15 protein-coding genes are annotated in these 17,110 nt (G+C 69.7%); 10 read left to right on the top strand and 5 right to left on the bottom strand.

Going from position 1 to position 17,110, the window contains the following annotated elements; genetic code table 11:
- Positions 1-51 precede the first annotated feature (51 nt).
- The 8 genes from M2283_RS30235 to M2283_RS30270 all read left to right on the top strand — a co-directional run bounded on the left by M2283_RS30235 (position 52) and on the right by M2283_RS30270 (position 7,460).
- Entirely contained in the window at positions 52-240 is a 189-nt protein-coding gene (locus M2283_RS30235; protein WP_280879602.1) for a DUF5999 family protein, read from the top strand.
- A 255-nt stretch (positions 241-495) separates the two neighbouring features.
- A complete protein-coding gene (locus M2283_RS30240) occupies positions 496-1,254 on the top strand; it encodes a hypothetical protein (protein WP_280879603.1) in 759 nt (252 codons plus the stop codon).
- A gap of 126 nt (positions 1,255-1,380) precedes the next feature.
- Positions 1,381-3,042: an AMP-binding protein gene (locus M2283_RS30245; RefSeq protein WP_432423146.1), complete on the top strand. Its 1,662-nt coding sequence runs from the start codon at positions 1,381-1,383 to the stop codon at positions 3,040-3,042.
- 15 nt (positions 3,043-3,057) lie between these two features.
- Positions 3,058-3,876: a PaaX family transcriptional regulator gene (locus M2283_RS30250; protein ID WP_280879604.1), complete on the top strand. Its 819-nt coding sequence runs from the start codon at positions 3,058-3,060 to the stop codon at positions 3,874-3,876.
- 173 nt (positions 3,877-4,049) lie between these two features.
- Positions 4,050-4,601 carry an adenylyl-sulfate kinase gene (gene cysC / locus M2283_RS30255; RefSeq protein ID WP_280879605.1) on the top strand — a complete coding sequence of 184 codons (552 nt, stop codon included), beginning with the start codon at positions 4,050-4,052 and terminating at the stop codon, positions 4,599-4,601.
- The gene (gene cysD, locus M2283_RS30260) at positions 4,598-5,509 is read left to right on the top strand and encodes a sulfate adenylyltransferase subunit CysD (RefSeq protein ID WP_280879606.1); all 912 of its coding nucleotides are present in this window, start codon (positions 4,598-4,600) and stop codon (positions 5,507-5,509) included. The genes cysC and cysD overlap by 4 nt, the downstream gene beginning before the upstream one ends.
- 47 nt (positions 5,510-5,556) lie before the next feature.
- The gene (locus M2283_RS30265; protein ID WP_280879751.1) at positions 5,557-6,765 is read left to right on the top strand and encodes a sulfate adenylyltransferase subunit 1; all 1,209 of its coding nucleotides are present in this window, start codon (positions 5,557-5,559) and stop codon (positions 6,763-6,765) included.
- Between the two features lie 239 nt (positions 6,766-7,004).
- Positions 7,005-7,460 (top strand): ATP-binding protein, encoded by a 456-nt coding sequence (locus tag M2283_RS30270; protein WP_280879607.1) that lies wholly within the window; start codon positions 7,005-7,007, stop codon positions 7,458-7,460.
- Positions 7,461-7,487: 27 nt separating this feature from the next.
- Here M2283_RS30270 and argF read toward each other — a convergent pair whose 3' ends face one another.
- Positions 7,488-8,495, bottom strand: coding sequence for an ornithine carbamoyltransferase (gene argF, locus M2283_RS30275; protein WP_280879608.1), 1,008 nt, complete (start codon positions 8,493-8,495; stop codon positions 7,488-7,490).
- A 90-nt stretch (positions 8,496-8,585) separates the two neighbouring features.
- Entirely contained in the window at positions 8,586-9,809 is a 1,224-nt protein-coding gene (locus M2283_RS30280; protein ID WP_280879609.1) for an arginine deiminase, read from the bottom strand.
- Positions 9,810-10,018: 209 nt separating this feature from the next.
- Between M2283_RS30280 and M2283_RS30285 the strand changes: the two genes are divergently transcribed.
- Complete coding sequence (locus M2283_RS30285; RefSeq protein WP_280879610.1) at positions 10,019-11,122, top strand: SPFH domain-containing protein; 1,104 nt, start codon at positions 10,019-10,021, stop codon at positions 11,120-11,122.
- Positions 11,119-12,018: a hypothetical protein gene (locus M2283_RS30290; RefSeq protein ID WP_280879611.1), complete on the top strand. Its 900-nt coding sequence runs from the start codon at positions 11,119-11,121 to the stop codon at positions 12,016-12,018. The genes M2283_RS30285 and M2283_RS30290 overlap by 4 nt, the downstream gene beginning before the upstream one ends.
- Positions 12,019-12,102: 84 nt before the next feature.
- Here the strand turns inward: M2283_RS30290 and M2283_RS30295 are convergent, their stop codons facing one another.
- The 3 genes from M2283_RS30295 to fxsT form a co-directional block, all read right to left on the bottom strand.
- Positions 12,103-13,257 (bottom strand): effector-associated domain 2-containing protein, encoded by a 1,155-nt coding sequence (locus M2283_RS30295; protein ID WP_280879613.1) that lies wholly within the window; start codon positions 13,255-13,257, stop codon positions 12,103-12,105.
- Positions 13,254-14,429, bottom strand: coding sequence for an alpha/beta fold hydrolase (locus M2283_RS30300; protein WP_280879614.1), 1,176 nt, complete (start codon positions 14,427-14,429; stop codon positions 13,254-13,256). The genes M2283_RS30295 and M2283_RS30300 overlap by 4 nt, the downstream gene beginning before the upstream one ends.
- 98 nt (positions 14,430-14,527) lie before the next feature.
- The gene (fxsT, locus tag M2283_RS30305) at positions 14,528-17,059 is read right to left on the bottom strand and encodes an FxSxx-COOH system tetratricopeptide repeat protein (RefSeq protein WP_280879615.1); all 2,532 of its coding nucleotides are present in this window, start codon (positions 17,057-17,059) and stop codon (positions 14,528-14,530) included.
- Positions 17,060-17,110: the final 51 nt, after the last annotated feature.

Genomic DNA, 17,110 nt, shown 5'->3' on the forward strand with positions numbered 1-17,110 from the left:
TCTTCTACGGGGACGCCGACCGGCGACACCCCACCGACGTGGAGGTGCGACATGTGTTCCCACCAGCCTTCGAGCTCTTCCTCCGGCAACTGCGCCGCGCATGTCGTCGCCGCCCACCCCGAGCAGGGCTGGAGCCTGCTCTGCGACGGGGCGATCGTGTTCGACGACTCCGGTGAACTGACCCCCGACGGCCGCGCGGTCGCGCCGCACCGGGTCGCTTCGCTGACGATGGCGGCCTGAGGCACGGTCACGCACGACTTCCTTGAGATGAGCCCGCGTTGAACCCCGCCGGCCCTCGCACCTCTCGGTAGAGGTGTTCGAGCAGATGCCCCGGCGCGAAGCGCACCGCACCACCCAGAGATCCGGCGACCGCGCCGCGCCCACATTCGCGACCGGCCCACTCGCCGCCGCACCACCCTCGGACCCCACCGCCGCCCGCCGAAAGAGCTCGCGGCACACTGTGAGTGTCCGACCCACATACTCTGGACCGGCGCAATGAGTTTCATCGAGGAAATGCGCGCCGCCTTTACCCGCGGCGAGACGGACGAAGTAGAGCGAATGAGCCGCGCCGAGCTTTCCCGTGCACGCGAAAACAGCGACCCGGCGGGCGAGATCAACGCACTCTATGGACTCGCCGCTGTCGCCATGCGAGCTCATGACGCGACGAGAACTCGGCAGTTGGGCGAGGAAGCTCTCGCGGTGGCGCTGCGTGCCGGCGACAAGAGCCTCGAAGAAGCGCCGCGCCACATGTTGGCAGGAGCGGCGCGTATGGCAGGTGATGTCGCGACGGCCCGAGTCCTGTACGAGGAGAGCATCGCTCTCAACGAGTCCCTCGGGAACGAGGACCGGGCGGTGCGCGAGCGACACAATCTCGGTTGGATGGAACTGCATTCGAGCGATATCGACCGGGCTCGCGACCTTTTCGCGGCGGTACGGCGCTACGTGGCACGGAATGACTATCAGGCGTTCATCCCGTACGCGGTATTGGACGCTGCGGCCATAGCCGTTCGCGACGGCGCGTACCCGCAAGCCGCTCGACTTCTCGCGGTGGTCACGACGGCCTTGGCGGACAATGATCAGCTCGACCCCGATGACGCCATTGAGTACGAGTCACTTCGGGACCGGCTGGTGACGGAACTCGGACGCGACGCCTTCGACATCGCGTACACCAGCGGACTTGAACTGGTTCCTCTTGAGGCTCTCTCCGCACTTCCGGCAGATCGCTTCGAGGCTGATTCCTCCCGGACGAACTGACCGCGTCCGCGAGAAGCCGCACACCAGGCGGCCCGAGACGGTTCGAGCGAGGATGAGGGCATCGCCGGTTCCCTCCGCGCACGGTATCGCGCCCCGTTGACTGTCGTCACCAAGGCGATACGCTCGATGCGCGAGCCCAGACCCCGCCACCAGGCAAGGGGGCGCATCGCCATGATCGACTCGGCGCATGTCGACACCTTCGCGCGCGATCACCTCCCGCCGCGCGAGGAGTGGCCGGAGCTGCGCTTCGAGCTGCCGGAGCTGAGGTACCCCGATCGGGTGAACTGTGCCGCCGAGCTTCTGACCGGCCCGGACGCCGACAGCCCGGTGTTCCACACCCCCGCAGGACCCTCCTGGACGTACGGCGATCTGCGCGCCCGCGTCGACCGGCTCGCGCATGTCCTGTCCGGCGACCTCGGTGTGGTCCCCGGGAACCGGGTGCTGCTGCGCGGGCCGACCACGCCGTGGCTCGTGGCCTGTTGGCTGGCGGTGCTGAAGGCGGGCGCGGTCGCCGTGACGGTGCTGGCGCAGCAGCGGCCGCACGAGCTGGCCACGATGTGCGGGATCGCCGACATAGGGCAGGCCCTGTGCGACATACGGGCCGTCGACGACCTCGCCAAGGCGGAGATACCGGGGCTGCGCATCACGACGTACGGCGGCGACTCCCCCGACGACCTCCTGCGTCGTCCGGCGCCCGACACCCCGTACCCGGCCGTCGACACGGCGGCCGACGACGTCGCGCTGATCGCGTTCACGTCCGGCACCACCGGCCGCCCCAAGGGGTGCATGCACTTCCACCGGGACGTGCTGGCCATAGCCGACACCTTCTCGAAGCATGTGCTGCGGCCCCGTCGGGACGACGTCTTCGCGGGGAGTCCGCCGCTCGGTTTCACCTTCGGGCTGGGCGGGCTGGTGATTTTCCCGATGCGCGTCGGCGCGAGTTCGCTGTTGCTCGAACAGGCGGGCCCCAAGCAGCTGTTGCCCGCGATCGCCGCCCACCGGGTCTCGGTGCTGTTCACCGCGCCGACCGCCTACCGCGCGATGCTCGGCGAACTCGACGCGCACGACGTCTCGTCCCTGCGCCGCTGCGTCTCCGCCGGGGAGAACCTGCCCGCCGCCACCTGGCAGGCCTGGCGGGAGCGGACCGGGCTGCGGATCATCAACGGCATAGGCGCCACCGAGCTGTTGCACATCTTCATCTCCGCCGCCGACGAGGACATCAGGCCCGGCACGACGGGGAAGCCGGTGCCGGGGTGGCACGCGCGCGTGCAGGACGCGGGCGGAACGCCGCTGCCCGACGGGGAGTCGGGGCTGCTCGCCGTGCAAGGGCCGGTCGGCTGCCGGTACTTGGCCGACCCGCGCCAGCGCGAGTACGTGCGCGGCGGCTGGAACGTCACCGGCGACACCTATGTGCGCGAGAGCGACGGTTACCTGCGCTTCGTCGCCCGCGCGGACGACATGATCATCTCGGCCGGCTACAACATCGCCGGACCGGAGGTCGAGGACGCGTTGCTGCGTCACCCGGACGTGGTCGAGGCGGCGGTCGTGGGGCGGCCCGACGAGGCCCGCGGTCAGGTGGTGGTGGCCTACGCCGTCCTCAAGGAGGGCGCCGAACGGGACGCCGAGGCCCTGCGCGCCTTCGTCAAGTCCGAGCTGGCGCCGTACAAATGCCCCCGCGAGATCGTCTTCCTGGAGGCGCTGCCACGCACCGCCACCGGCAAGCTGCAGCGGTTCAGATTGCGCATCGAAGATCACCCCGGAGTTGACACCGATGGTGACCAGCAGTGATGTCGAAGACCTAAGATGATCAACGTGTCCGACCAGCCTGCCCCACGGTCTCTCATCGTCACGCTCTACGGCGCGTACGGCCGCTTCGTGCCGGGCCCCGTGCCCGTCGCCGAACTGATCCGGCTGCTCGCCGCGGTCGGCGTGGACGCGCCCTCCGTACGCTCCTCGGTGTCCCGTCTAAAACGGCGCGGACTGCTGCTGCCGTCACGCACGGCCCAGGGCACGGCGGGGTACGAACTCTCGGCGGAGGCACGCCAGTTGCTCGACGACGGCGACCGCCGCATCTACGCCGATGTGCCGCCCGAGGACGAGGGCTGGGTGCTCGCCGTGTTCTCCGTACCGGAGTCGGAGCGACAGAAGCGGCACGTCCTGCGCTCCCGCCTGGCCGGTCTCGGCTTCGGCAGCGCGGCACCGGGCGTGTGGATCGCCCCGGCCCGGCTGTACGAGGAGACCCGGCACACCCTCGTACGGCTGCGGCTCGACCCGTACGTCGACCTCTTCCGCGGCGAGCACCTGGGCTTCGCGCCCACTGTCGAGGCGGTCGCCCGCTGGTGGGACCTGGCCGCCATCGCCAAGGAGCACGACGCGTTCCTCGACCGCCACGCGCGCGTGCTGCGGGACTGGCAGGGGCGCGCGGCATCCGACACCCCGCCCGAGGAGGCCTACCGCGACTACCTCCTCGCCCTGGACTCCTGGCGCCACCTCCCCTACGTCGACCCCGGACTGCCCGCTCGACTGCTCCCCGAGGACTGGCCGGGGGCCCGGTCGGCGGCGGTGTTCCGGGGGCTGCACGAGCGGCTCAGGGCGGCGGGGGCCGGCTTCGCGGGCGTATGACGGGGTGGGTGCAGGGGGTGCCGCGATTTGTGAACAGATCATGGCAAGTGAAGGTGATCCCTTGCGCACCATGAGTCACTCAGCTAAACCTCAGCCTCCTTAACACTTCCTCTCAGACTTCTTACCTACCGTTCCATGCGTCGTACGCCGGGTAGGAAAGAGGACTGTTGCGCATGACCACCACGCCAAGGACTCAGGGAGCCACGGTCTGGCTGACGGGGCTGCCGAGCGCGGGCAAGACGACGATCGCCCGCCACCTGGGGGATCGGCTGAAGGCCGAGGGGCATCGCGTGGAGGTCCTGGACGGCGACGAGGTCCGCCGCTTCCTCTCCGCCGGCCTCGGCTTCTCCAGAGCCGACCGCAACACCAACGTGCAGCGCATCGGCCTCGTCTCCGAGGTCCTCGCGCGCAACGGTGTCCTGTCCGTCGTCCCGGTCATCGCGCCGTACGCCGACAGCCGCGAGGCCGTGCGCAAGCGGCACGAGGCCAGTTCGACGCCGTACATCGAGGTACATGTCGCCACCCCGGTCGAGGTGTGCAGCGAGCGGGACGTGAAGGGCCTCTACGCCCGCCAGGCCGCCGGCCAGTTGACCGGCCTGACCGGGATCGACGACCCGTACGAGCCACCTTTCGACCCGGACCTCGTGCTGCCGACGCAGGTGCAGACGCCCGAGGAGTCGGCGGACGCGGTGTACGCGGTGCTGGCGGAGCGGGGGTTGGTGTGAGCGCGGCACAGGGCTTCAGCCTCTCCCATCTGGACGCTCTGGAGTCCGAGGCGGTGCACATATTCCGGGAGGTGGCGGGCGAGTTCGAGCGGCCGGTGATTCTCTTCTCCGGCGGCAAGGACTCCATCGTCATGCTGCATCTCGCGCTGAAGGCGTTCGCGCCCGCGCCAATTCCCTTCTCACTGCTGCACGTTGATACGGGACACAACTTCCCCGAGGTTCTTGAGTATCGGGACCGGACGGTGGAGCTGTACGGGCTGCGGCTCCATATGGCCTCCGTGCAGGACTACATCGACCGTGGTGTGCTGCGCGAACGTCCGGACGGGACCCGAAATCCGCTGCAGACCCTGCCGTTGACCGAGAAGATCCAGCACGAGAAGTTCGACGCGGTGTTCGGCGGCGGGCGACGCGACGAGGAGAAGGCCCGGGCCAAGGAGCGGGTGTTCAGCCTGCGGGACGAGTTCTCGCAGTGGGACCCGCGGCGGCAGCGGCCCGAGCTGTGGAACCTGTACAACGGCCGCCACGCGCCCGGTGAGCACGTCCGGGTCTTCCCGCTCTCCAACTGGACCGAGCTGGACGTCTGGCAGTACATCGCCCGCGAACGGATCGAGCTGCCCGACATCTACTTCGCCCACTACCGCGAGGTGTTCAACCACGGCGGCATGTGGCTGACCGCCGGCGGGTGGGGCGGCCCCAAGTCCGGGGAGAGCGTGGAGAAACGGCAGGTCCGCTACCGCACGGTCGGCGACATGTCCTGCACCGGCGCCGTCGACTCCGACGCCGACGGCATCGAGAAGGTGATCGCCGAGATCGCCGCCTCCCGGCTGACCGAGCGCGGCGCGACCCGCGCCGACGACAAGATGTCCGAGGCCGCGATGGAAGACCGTAAGCGCGAGGGGTACTTCTAGTCATGAACGCCAGCACCAGCACGACCGGTACCACTGGCACGACCGGCATGTCCGGCGCGACCATCGACACCCTGCGTTTCGCGACCGCCGGTTCGGTCGACGACGGCAAGTCCACGCTCGTCGGGCGCCTGTTGCACGACTCCAAGTCGATCCTCACCGACCAGCTGGAGGCCGTCGCGCACGCCTCCCGCAATCGCGGCCAGGACACCCCCGACCTCGCGCTGCTGACCGACGGCCTGCGCGCCGAGCGCGAGCAGGGCATCACCATCGACGTCGCCTACCGCTACTTCGCCACCCCCAAGCGGCGGTTCATCCTCGCCGACACCCCCGGCCACGTGCAGTACACCCGCAACATGGTCACCGGTGCCTCCACCGCCGAGCTGGCCATCGTCCTGATCGACGCGCGCAACGGAGTCGTAGAGCAGACCCGTCGGCACGCGGCCGTGGCCGCCCTGCTCCGGGTCCCGCACGTGGTTCTCGCCGTCAACAAGATGGACCTGGTCGGGTACGAGGAGAAGGACTTCCAGCGGATCGTCGAGGACTTCGCGGGCCACGCGGCCGAGTTGGGACTGCCCGGCTTCACGCCGATCCCGGTCTCGGCACTGGTCGGCGACAACGTCGTCGAGCGTTCGGCGCGCATGGACTGGTACCGAGGGCCATCCCTGCTGGACTTCCTGGAGAACGTCCCGGTCGGCACGCAGAAGGTCGACGCGCCTGCCCGTTTCCCGGTGCAGTACGTCATCCGGCACGGCGAACTCCGGTCCTACGCGGGCCAGTTGGTGTCGGGCTCGCTGCGGGTCGGTGACCGGGTGACCGTGCACCCCTCGGGCGCGAGCTCCGAGATCACCGGCATCGACCTGCTCGGCACCGAGTCGGAGGTGGCGTTCGCGCCGCAGTCGATCGCGGTGCGCCTCGCCGATCAGCGGGACATCTCGCGCGGCGACATGCTCACGACCGGGGTCGAGGTGCCCGCGCTGACGCAGGAGGTCCGGGCGGCCGTCTGCCATCTCGCCGATCGGCCGTTGCGGGTCGGCGACCGGGTGCTGGTCCGACACACGACCAGGACCGTCAAGGCGATCGTCAAGGACCTGGGCGGGGCGAGCGAGCTGCGCGCGAACGATCTGGGGCGGATCGGTCTGCGTACGGCGGAGCCGCTGGCGCTCGACGACTACGCGGTCTCCCGGCGCACCGGTGCGTTCATCGTGATCGACCCGGCGGACGGGGCGACGCTGACGGCGGGCATGGTGGAGCTGTAGTTCCCGAGCTCCCCACCCACCTTCTTTGCTGACGTCAGAATGACGGTACAAACCTTCGCGATTCGCCATTGTCACCGCTCGTCAATAACGCGGTAACAACGGGCTCACTCATGCGAGGCGGGGCGTTGGACTGGGTAAGCCGCTCGGTACGGGGTCGAAGGTCCCGTACGGTGCCCGTCGGACGACTCTGCCGGGCGGCGCCGTACCATACATAAGGTTGAAAGCAGGACAGCCTGCTCATGAACGGAACCGCCTTGTACGATCGCCCCTCGTCCTCCGCCGCCTCCTGGCGCATCGCGCTGCCGCACTCCGCCGCGGCCGTGCCCGTTGCCCGTGCGCTGGTGCGCACGGCGCTGACCGAGCTGGAGCACGGGGCCGACAGTGACACCGCGGAGCTGCTCACGGCCGAGCTGGTCGCCAACGCCGTGGAGCACACCACCGGCGACTCCCCGATAGAACTCGTCGTGGAGCTGCTGCCCTCCGGCTGTCAGGTCGAGGTGCACGACCCGGACCCGGCGCCACCCGGGGACCTGACCCGGCCCGACCGCGGGGAGCCCGACCCGTGGCAGGAACATGGGCGCGGACTGCTGCTGATCCGCGCCCTCAGCTCGTCCTGCGGACACCGTCCGACCGAGTCGGGCAAGGCGGTCTGGTTCAGGCTGTCGGCGGTGCCGCCGCAGCGGCGTCCGGCATGACCTGCGCGTTTGCGTGTTTGCGGTAGGTCAGGCGAGCGTGGCCACGAGGATGGCCTTGATCGTGTGCAGGCGGTTCTCCGCCTCGTCGAAGACGACCGAGTGGGCCGACTCGAACACCTCGTCGGTCACTTCCAGTGAATCGAGGCCATGGGTCTCGTATATCTCCTGGCCGACCTTGGTGCCGAGGTCGTGGAAGGCCGGGAGGCAGTGCAGGAACCGGACGTCCGGGTTGCCGGTGGCACGCAGGACGTCCATGGTCACGGCGTACGGGGCCAGAGCGGTGATCCGCTCGTCCCAGACCTCCTTGGGCTCGCCCATGGAGACCCAGACGTCGGTGGCGACGAAGTCGGCTCCCTGGACGCCCTCCGTCAGGGACTCGGTGAGCGTGACGCGGGCGCCGCTCGACTCGGCCAGCTCACGGGCGCGGTCGACGATCTCCTGGACCGGCCAGTAGGACTTCGGGGCGACGACGCGTACGTCCATGCCGAGCAGGGCGCCGGTGATCAGGTACGAGTTCCCCATGTTGAAGCGGGCGTCGCCGAGGTAGGCGAAGGTGACCTCGGTCAGCGGCTTGGCGGTGTGCTCGGTCATCGTGAGCACGTCGGCGAGCATCTGGGTGGGGTGCCAGTCGTCGGTCAGCCCGTTGTAGACCGGCACACCCGCGTACGCGCCCAGCTCCTCCACGGCGGCCTGGCTGTCCCCGCGGTACTCGATGCCGTCGTACATCCGCCCCAGCACCCGCGCGGTGTCCTTCACGGACTCCTTGTGCCCGATCTGCGAGCCCGACGGGTCGAGATACGTCGTCGAGGCGCCCTGGTCGGCGGCGGCGACCTCGAACGCGCAGCGCGTGCGCGTCGAGGTCTTCTCGAAGATCAGCGCGATGTTCCGGCCGCTCAGGTACCGCGTCTCGGTCCCCGCCCGCTTGGCCGCCTTCAGCTCGGCGGCCAGCTCGACCAGGCCGACGAACTCCGCCGCGGTGAAGTCGAGCTCCTTGAGGAAGTGGCGGCCGGCGAGGGCGGTCGGGACTGTCGCCATGGGGCGCTCCAGGAGTGCGAGGGAATGCGGGAACGGGAACCCTGGAAGTCTATACGATGATTCGAATTTCTATACAGCCCCTTCTGGCCTCTATACGGCCTCACGTTCGACCGGGCAGCTCATGCACCGCGGTCCACCGCGTCCCCGGCCCAGTTCGCTGCCCGGGATCTCGATGACCTCGATGCCCTGCTTGCGCAGATGGGTGTTGGTGGTGGCGTTGCGCTCGTAGGCGACGACGACGCCCGGCTCGACGGCCAGGACGTTGCAGCCGTCGTCCCACTGCTCGCGCTCGGCCGCGTGCACGTCCTGGGTGGCGGTCAGGACGCGGACCTCGTTGAGGCCGAGGGCGGCGGCGATCGCGCGGTGCATGTGCTCCGGCGGATGGTCGGTGACCTTGAGCTCCTTGTCGCCGACGCCCGGTTCGATGGTGTACGAGCGGAGCATGCCGAGGCCCGCGTACTGGGTGAAGGTGTCGCCGTCGATCATCGTCATCACGGTGTCCAGGTGCATGAACGCGCGCGCCTTCGGCATGTCCAGGGCGACGATCGACTGGGCGGACCCGGCGGCGAACAGCTTGTGCGCGAGCATCTCGACGGCCTGGGGCGTGGTGCGCTCGCTCATGCCGATCAGGACGGCGCCGTTGCCGATGACGAGGACGTCCCCGCCCTCGATGGTGGAGGGGTAGTCGGCCTGCCCCTCGGACCAGACGCGGAACGTTTCGTCACGGAAGAACGGGTGATGCCGGTAGATCGCCTCGAAGTGGACCGTCTCGCGCTGCCGGGCCGGCCAGCGCATGGCGTTGATGGAGACGCCGTCGTAGATCCAGGCGGAGGTGTCCCGGGTGAAGAGGTGGTTGGGGAGCGGGCCGAGCAGGAAGTCGTCGAGGTCCATCACGTGGAAGCGCACGGAGGTCGGCTCCGGGTGCGCGTCCAGGAACTCGCGCTTGGTCATCCCGCCGATGAGGACCTCGGCCAGGTCCGGCGAGGGCAGGTTCTCGAAGGCGGCTCTGAGGTGGTCGGTGGCGAGGACGCCGTACTCCTTCTCGTCGAAGACCCGGTCCAGGACGAGCGTTCTGGCCGCCGGGATCTCCAGGGCCTCGGTGAGCAGGTCGCCGAAGAGGTGGACGGTGACCCCTCGATCGCGCAGGACGTCCGCGAAGCCGTCGTGCTCGGCCCGCGCCCGACGCACCCAGAGCAGGTCGTCGAAGAGCAGGGCGTCCTTGTTGCTGGGGGTGAGCCTTTTGAGCTCAAGATCCGGCCGGTGCAGGATGACGCGGCGCAGCCGCCCGGCTTCGGAGTCGACGTGGAATCCCATGTCTCCATCCTGACCACCGATGACCGTCTTCACCCACGACTCGACCGTTTCCACGAGCCCGGCTCTGCGGTTTCTGCGAGCCCGGTACCGCCGTTGCCGCGAGCCGGGCACCACCTTTCCTTCGATTTCCAGTTCTCGTCCTCTTGACGATTACAGTCGGTCGCGATTATCGTCGTGCTGACGAAAAACATGGAGGGGGTCGCACACACATGGCCGACATCACCCGGCGCCTGGGCTGGCGCCATCTGCGCGGTGCGCCGACGGCACACGTCCGCCACCACCGGGACGGGAAGCTGCTGCACGACGGCCCGGGGCTCAGCTTCTGGTACCGCGCGCTCACCGCGGCGCTCTCCGAAGTACCGGTCGACGACCGGGAGTTGGCGATGACCTTCCACGCCCGTACGTCCGACTTCCAGGACGTGGCGGTGCAGGCGACGGTCACCTACCGGGTCAGCGACCCGGCGCTCGCCGCGGCCCGGCTGGACTTCTCCATCGACCCGGACACCGGGGTGTGGCGGGGCGCCCCGCTGGAGCAGCTGGGCACGCTGATGACGGAGACGGCCCAGCAGCACGCGCTCGACGTGCTGGCCCGTACGACGCTGTCGGCGGCGCTGGTCGACGGGGTGGCGTCGGTGCGCGAGCGGGTGGCCGCGGGGCTGGCCGCGGAGCCCCGCCTTCCGGCCACCGGCATCGAGGTGGTCGCGGTGCGCGTGGTGGCGCTGCGTCCGGAGCCGGAGGTGGAGCGGGCGCTGCGCACGCCGGCCCGGGAACAGATCCAGCAGGAGGCCGACCGGGCCACCTACGAGCGGCGGGCGGTGGCCGTCGAGCGGGAGCGCACCATCGCCGAGAACGAACTGGCCAGCCAGATCGAACTCGCCCGCCGCGAGGAGCAGTTGGTCGACCAGCGCGGCATCAACACCCGCCGCGAGGCGGAGGAGCACGCGGCGGCGGACGCGGTACGGGCGGGCGCGGAGGCGTCCCGGTCGGTGAAGCTCGCGGAGGCGGAGGCGGAGCGCTCGGTCAAGCTCGCCGAGGCGGAGGCCACGCGCACGGTGAAGCTGGCCGACGCCGAGGCCGCCCGGTCGGTGCGGCTGGCCCGCGCGGAGGCGGAGAGCGCGCGCGAGGTGGGCGAGGCACGGGCGCAGGCCCAGGCGGCGTGGCTGCGGGTGCACGGCGACGTGGACGTGGCGACCCTGCACGCGCTCACCGGGACGCGGCTCGCGGAGAACCTGCCGAACATCGAGAGCGTCACCGTCTCCCCCGACGTACTGACGGGCCTGCTCGCCAGGCTAGGCGGCGGAGAGCGGGCGTGAGTCTCGCACCGCGGGTCGTCCTGGTCCATCGCACCACGGAGTACGAGGAGTTGGTGGCCCGGCACGGCACGCACGGCCAGGCCGCCTTCTTCCTCGCCTCGCGGGGACGGGACATCGAGGAGATCGCCGAACGCCACCGCGCGACCCGGCGGGCCCTGGCCGAGGTCTCCTCGGCGATCCCGCTGACCTGGCGTCAAGCACGGGTCGAGCGCGTCGACTTGGACCGCTTCCTGTTCGCCCCGGAGGACGTCGTGGTCGTCGTCGGCCAGGACGGCCTGGTCGCGAACGTCGCCAAGTACCTCACCGGACAACCGGTGTTGGGGTTCGACACGGATCCCGGACGCAACCCGGGCGTCCTGGTACGGCACCGCCCGTCGGCCGCCGCCACCCTGCTGAAGTCGGCCCACGCGGCCGGCACCGGCGTGGACGAACTCACCATGGTCGAGGCCGTCGCCGACGACACGCAGCGGCTGGTCGCGCTCAACGAGATCTATGTCGGAGCCGTCGGACATCAGACGGCCAGATACCGCCTGGGCCTGGAGGGCGACGGGGGTGTCGTCGAGGCCCAGGCTTCATCCGGGGTGCTGGTGGGGACCGGCACCGGAGCCACGGGTTGGCTCCGGTCGGTGTGGCAGGAGCGGGGCAGCGACCTGCCCCTGCCCCGCCCCACGGACGACCGCCTGGTGTGGTTCGTCCGCGAGGCCTGGCCCTCCCCGGCCACCGGCACCTCCCGCGTCGCCGGCCACCTCTCGGCCTCGTCCCACCTCACCCTCACCGTCGAGTCCGAGCGACTGATCGCGTTCGGGGACGGGATGGAGGGGGACGCGGTGGAGTTGACGTGGGGGCAGACGGTGCGGGTGGGGGTTTGTGGGGAGCGGTTGCGGTTAGTGGGGTGAATGGTGCCCGGCGTATCGCGCTCCCCCGCCGAGGAAGTCGACGCCCGTCCGAGGAGTCGAAGACCGCGCGGTCGCCCCGACCGGTCACCAGCGGCCACGCGGGCGCCGCGCCGCCACCTCGAACTCGCGCAAGGCCTGGGCGAGTTCGCGCCTACGGCCCGAGTGGTCGTCGATGGACACCACGGCGTCGAAGAGCTCCCACAGCGCCTCCGAGTGGTGCCGGGCGAGTCCGGTGAGGATCCCCGCGACGTCGGTGCGGGCCTTGGTGTGACGGGGCAGCGTGCCGGTGATGTCTGGATTCAGCGTGCTGATCACCGTCTGTCGCTCGGTGGGGTCGTTCATCAACGGATAGGCGAGCAGGACGTCCACCGCCCGTTGCAGCGGCGAGGCCGACCGCTCCCCCACGTCATCGCCCGCAGGCGCCAGGATCTCGGTGCGTTCGGGGCTCTGCAGCCTGATCTCGGGATGCTGCAAGGTTCGGCCCGTTTCCCTGAGGGTCGCAAGGCGAGTCTGCACCGCGGGAAACAGCTCTTCCGGATCGGGCAGCGCGGGCAGGGAGTCGGCGCGCTCCGCGAGCAGACCCAGGAGGACGTCGGAGAAGAGTCCGGTGGCACGCACCGGATCGTTTCCGGCGACCCGTCCACGGCCCGCGGCACGCAGCACGGTCTGCCGGTGCACGAGCGTGCGCCGCCCCATCGGCAGGGCGTCGGGCGGCAGTTGCTCACGGAAGTCGAGATCCTCCTCGAACGTCTCGCAGGCGTCCACGACCCACAGCTGCTCGGCAAGAGCGGGCACCGCGTCGCTGGCGTAGCGGGCGAGCGCGGAGTCCAGATCGATGGCCAGCTTGTCGGCCGTGGTGGCGTCCGCGCAGAACAGCCGCAACCGGTCGGACCGGTCGAGGACGCCGTGCCCGCCCCACCACACCCACAGCACGTCACCGTGCGCCGGCGACAGCTCTCGCACAAGGACCCGGCGCAGGGTGGCCTGGTCGGCGGGCGCGAACGAAACGTCAGGGACGTACGACGGCAACGGGGCCAGGTGGAGCCGGAGTTGAGCCTCGGGCACGCCCGCCACGCGCAGCAGTCGATGCAGCGCAACGGCGTCTCGGGCGGGCCCTGGCAGACTCCAGCCGTCCCCGGCGTCGTAGGCCTCGATGCCGACGACCAGGGCGTGTACCCGGGCCGGGTCGACGGGCGGGACTACTGCGGATCCGTGCGTCGTGACGACGGAGCCGGTCACGGCAGACGATCCACGATGTGCCGGTAGACCGCCGGATTGGTCCAGTACGCGCTGTGGGCCGCCGGGAACGGCTGCTTGCTGTCGACGGCGACATCCGTGACGCGGCCCGGGAACAGCCCTCCGCCAAGGTAGCCGAGCAGGTCACGGGGGTCGTACAGGTTCAGCCAGGCGGGGACGTGCGGCGGGAGCGGGGCGGGATGTTCGAGGGAGGGCAGCGAGCCGGATTCGTACAGGAAGGGGCCCTGGGAACCGGCCGTCACCAGGAGCCGGACTTGGGGAATCCGGGCCGAGATCAGGGCGTCCAGGGCGATGATGCCCCCGAGGCTGTGACCGACCAGCGCCACGGGCGGTTCCAGGCCTGCGACGAGCGTGCGCAGGTCGGCGCGGAACGCATCGCCGTGACTGAGGTAGCGCAGGATGTCCCCGGCGGCAGGGTGGGCGGCCTCGGTGAGGGCGCGTCTGCGGCGCACGACGGCACGAGAGGCCGTGGAGCCCGCCGCCCGCAACAGCAGGGAGCGCACGCCCCGTTCGGTTCCTCGGGGCGGCGCTCCGAGGCCTTCGGCGAGCCGGTCGGCGACGGCGTCCCGCGTCTCGCCGGTCGGCACGAGCGGCGCGTCCGCGTCGAGAGCGTCGGCGATGATGCGGGCAACCAGGCTGCGTGCAGCCAGGACCGCCAGGTCATCCGGGTCGAGAGCGCCGGCGGCGAGGCTCAGCAGCGGGTGGGCGGCCAGGTCCGTGGCAGCACGGGTCAGGCCGGGGCCCAACTCCGCGGCGGCCGAGTCCCCCTGAGCGGCGAACGCGGCCAACTGCGACTGCAGCCTCTGCTGCGGTGGCACGAACCCCGGCGGACGCTCACCGGACGCCTTCGCGCCCGCCGCCGCGAGGGCGAGTTCGGCGTACGGATCGGTATAGAGCACGGCCCAGGGGGCGGCCGTGTCGTCGTCGGCCGGTCCGCCAGGAGCGTCGGCCAGGCCACGGGCCGTACTCCCCGGCTGCGGCGGCAGACTCGCCCCGCCCGCGGCGAGCGTGGCGCCGTGCGCGCCTCCCCAGTAGTACGGCACGATGCGCAGCCCGTCCCGCAACTCGGTCAGCCCTGCCGCGACGCGTCCCGCGAGCGCCGAGAAGCCCGGCTCACGCACCCCTGTTCCGTGGATGAAGACGACCGCCGTCATGTGCCCCCCATGGCACCGATGCCTGCCCTGCCGCACGACGCGAGCAACTGCCGATGCGACTCCAAGTAACGCATATTCCGCTGCGGTTGGTGGGTCGGTTACATCGGCATGGGCGCCGTGTCGCACTCGATCCGTCGACGGCGACGGGCCTCGATGAGCCAGGGATGATTCTCGCTAACCACTCGCTCGAAGCCCTCCACCGCTCGCCGCTCCAACTCGTTCGCCTCTCCTCCGCGGCCCAATCCCCTCAGATCGAGCGCCAGGTTCGAGGTACAGGACAGAGTCAGGGGGTGGTCTGCTCCCGCCACCTCTGCCAGCAGCGGGAGATTGGCCTCGTCGATCTCGTGGGCCAAGGCGAAGTCCAACTGCTGATGCGCCGTGTTCGCCTGACCGATCGCGACCGTCAGTGTCGTCACGTGGTGGGGGCCGACCGTCGCCGCGAGCCTGGTGGCGGCATCGTCCTCGAGTTCCTGCGCGGCGGCCGGTTCCCCGAGGACCCGCAGGGTGGCGGCCAGATTAGCCCTCATGAGCAGGGTGTAGGCGTGGTTCGGGCCGAAGCGACTGGTGCAGTACTCCATTGTCTGGGCGCCCAGCTGACGCGAGCCGTCGAGGTCGCCGGTGAGGCGCTGGTCGACACTGACGTTGATCGCCGTGGAGAGGTAGTCCGGGTGATTGCGGCCGAGTCCTGTCTCGAAGCTGTTCAGTGTCTCGTCCGAGAGCTTGGCGGCGGCGGTGATCTCGCCGTCACGGCGTCGGCACACCGCCAGGTTGCCGGCGATGCGCAGAGTGAGGGGATTCTCATCGCCCAGGGCGGCGCGGGCCTGGCGGTGGACGTCCTCCTGGAAGGCGCGAGCGCCTGGGTAGTCGCCGCTCTCACGCATGTCGATCGCCAAGGCGTTGAGCGTGTTGAGGGTGAGAGAACTGGCGGGACCCAGCAACTCCTCGCGCAACCGCGCTGTTTCCTGGTCCATGGGCAACGCCTCGGCGAACTGCCCGCACAGCCGCAGGTCGACGCCCCAGCTGTGGGCGGCTCGCAAGGTGATCGCATCGTCCGGTCCCAGCTGGGAGCGGGCCCGTTCGGTGGCTTCCCGTCCCAGGTCCCGGGCCTCGGCGAACCTGCCCTGGAAGCGTCGCGCGTCAGCCAGCTCGATCATGGAGTCGATGAGGTCCTCCTGGTCGACCTCCACTCGGCGCGAGAGCTCCAGCGCCCGCTCGTTGAGCTCGATGGACTCGCCGGCCTCACCGACGACGCGCAGCAGGAACGCCAGGATCTTCGAGATACGGATGACGTGGATGTTCTCCTCGCCCGACGCGGCGAGCCATGAGGTGTAGGCCTGCCGTGCGAGATCGGCGGCGCCTGCATGGTCACCCCAGAAGTAGAGGAACAGCACGGTGTCGTAGACCAGTTCACGGACAAAGGTGTCTGTGCTCGTCACCGCCTGGGAGCTCAGCACGTGGGGCAGCAGTGCCTGGTAGTCGGGCCACTCCTGGGAGGAGGCGTAGTGGCCGGGTTTGGCCGCCGACAGGAGCTGGTGGGCAGCATTTCGCAGGCGCTCATGCTCCTCGGGTGCCTGGTTGGCCAGGAGCACATGCTGTAGAAGACGGTGCATCTGCAGGGTGTCGGTTCCAAGGTCCAGTTTCACCAAGGAGAACTGGGTCAGGTTGCGGATGGCCCAGGCGAGTTTGATGGCCTTGCCCAGAATGGGGTCGACGTTGGGAGTGATGTCGATCCCACGGCTTTTCCGCAGAATCGAGATCGGGACCGGTTCGGGAGCCATGCAGGCGCAGATGTCCAGGAGTTCGCGGGCTCCTGGGTTGTTCTCCTTGATCCGCTCCAGCGAGATGTCCCATGCCGCCGCTACGGAGACCGGATAGTCAGGGGCCGGGTCGAGGTGAAGGATCTCGGGGCTGCGCTGTTCCAGCAGTTCGAGGTACTCCTCAACTAGCATTCCCGTGACCGCGCGCCAGGCTCCTGCCTGTTCGACAGCGAGCGGCAGGTCGCCCAGGGCTGTGGCGAGCCGGTGGGCATCCACTTTGGACAGATCCGGAGAGCGCTTCTGAAGCAGCTCGATCGACTCCTCCCGCTCGAACACGGTCACCGGCAGAGGTGTCGCCACGCGCTCCCAGTCCCGGTTGCGCGACGTGACGATGATCTTCCCCGGACCGCTGACGGGGAAGAAGGAGCGGACCACGTCAACGTTCTCGGCGTCGTCGAAGACCAGCAGCCAATTGTCGTACGGCGCTCCCCTGCGCAACGCTTCGAGGACCGCGGGCACAGCCGTGTTGGCCGCGGGAACGCCACCGCTGTCCTGCCCCACGAGGGGAAGCCCCAGCCGCACGGCCAGACCCGCGAGCGCGGTCAGGATGAGACTTTCCCGTCCGGCAGGGATCCAGCAGATCACCTTGTACTCCCGCTGATGGCGGTGCACATACTCCAGCGCAAGCTGAGATTTGCCCACGCCGCCCAGCCCGTGCAACGCGTGCGGCAGTACGGCCGCAGTCTCGTGGGCTCCCAGCTGATCCGCCAACAGTCTCAGCTGCGCCTGCCGACCGACGAACGAGGCGTTCCGCAGCGGAACATTCACCATAAGATCGGGCATATTTGGCGTTGCGGACGTGGTGCTCTGCATGACTCAGCCTCCGGGACTCTTGCTGAACGGTCACGGTTACCAGAGGTCCGA

Source organism: Streptomyces pseudovenezuelae (assembly GCF_029892565.1).
Taxonomy (GTDB): domain Bacteria; phylum Actinomycetota; class Actinomycetes; order Streptomycetales; family Streptomycetaceae; genus Streptomyces; species Streptomyces pseudovenezuelae_A.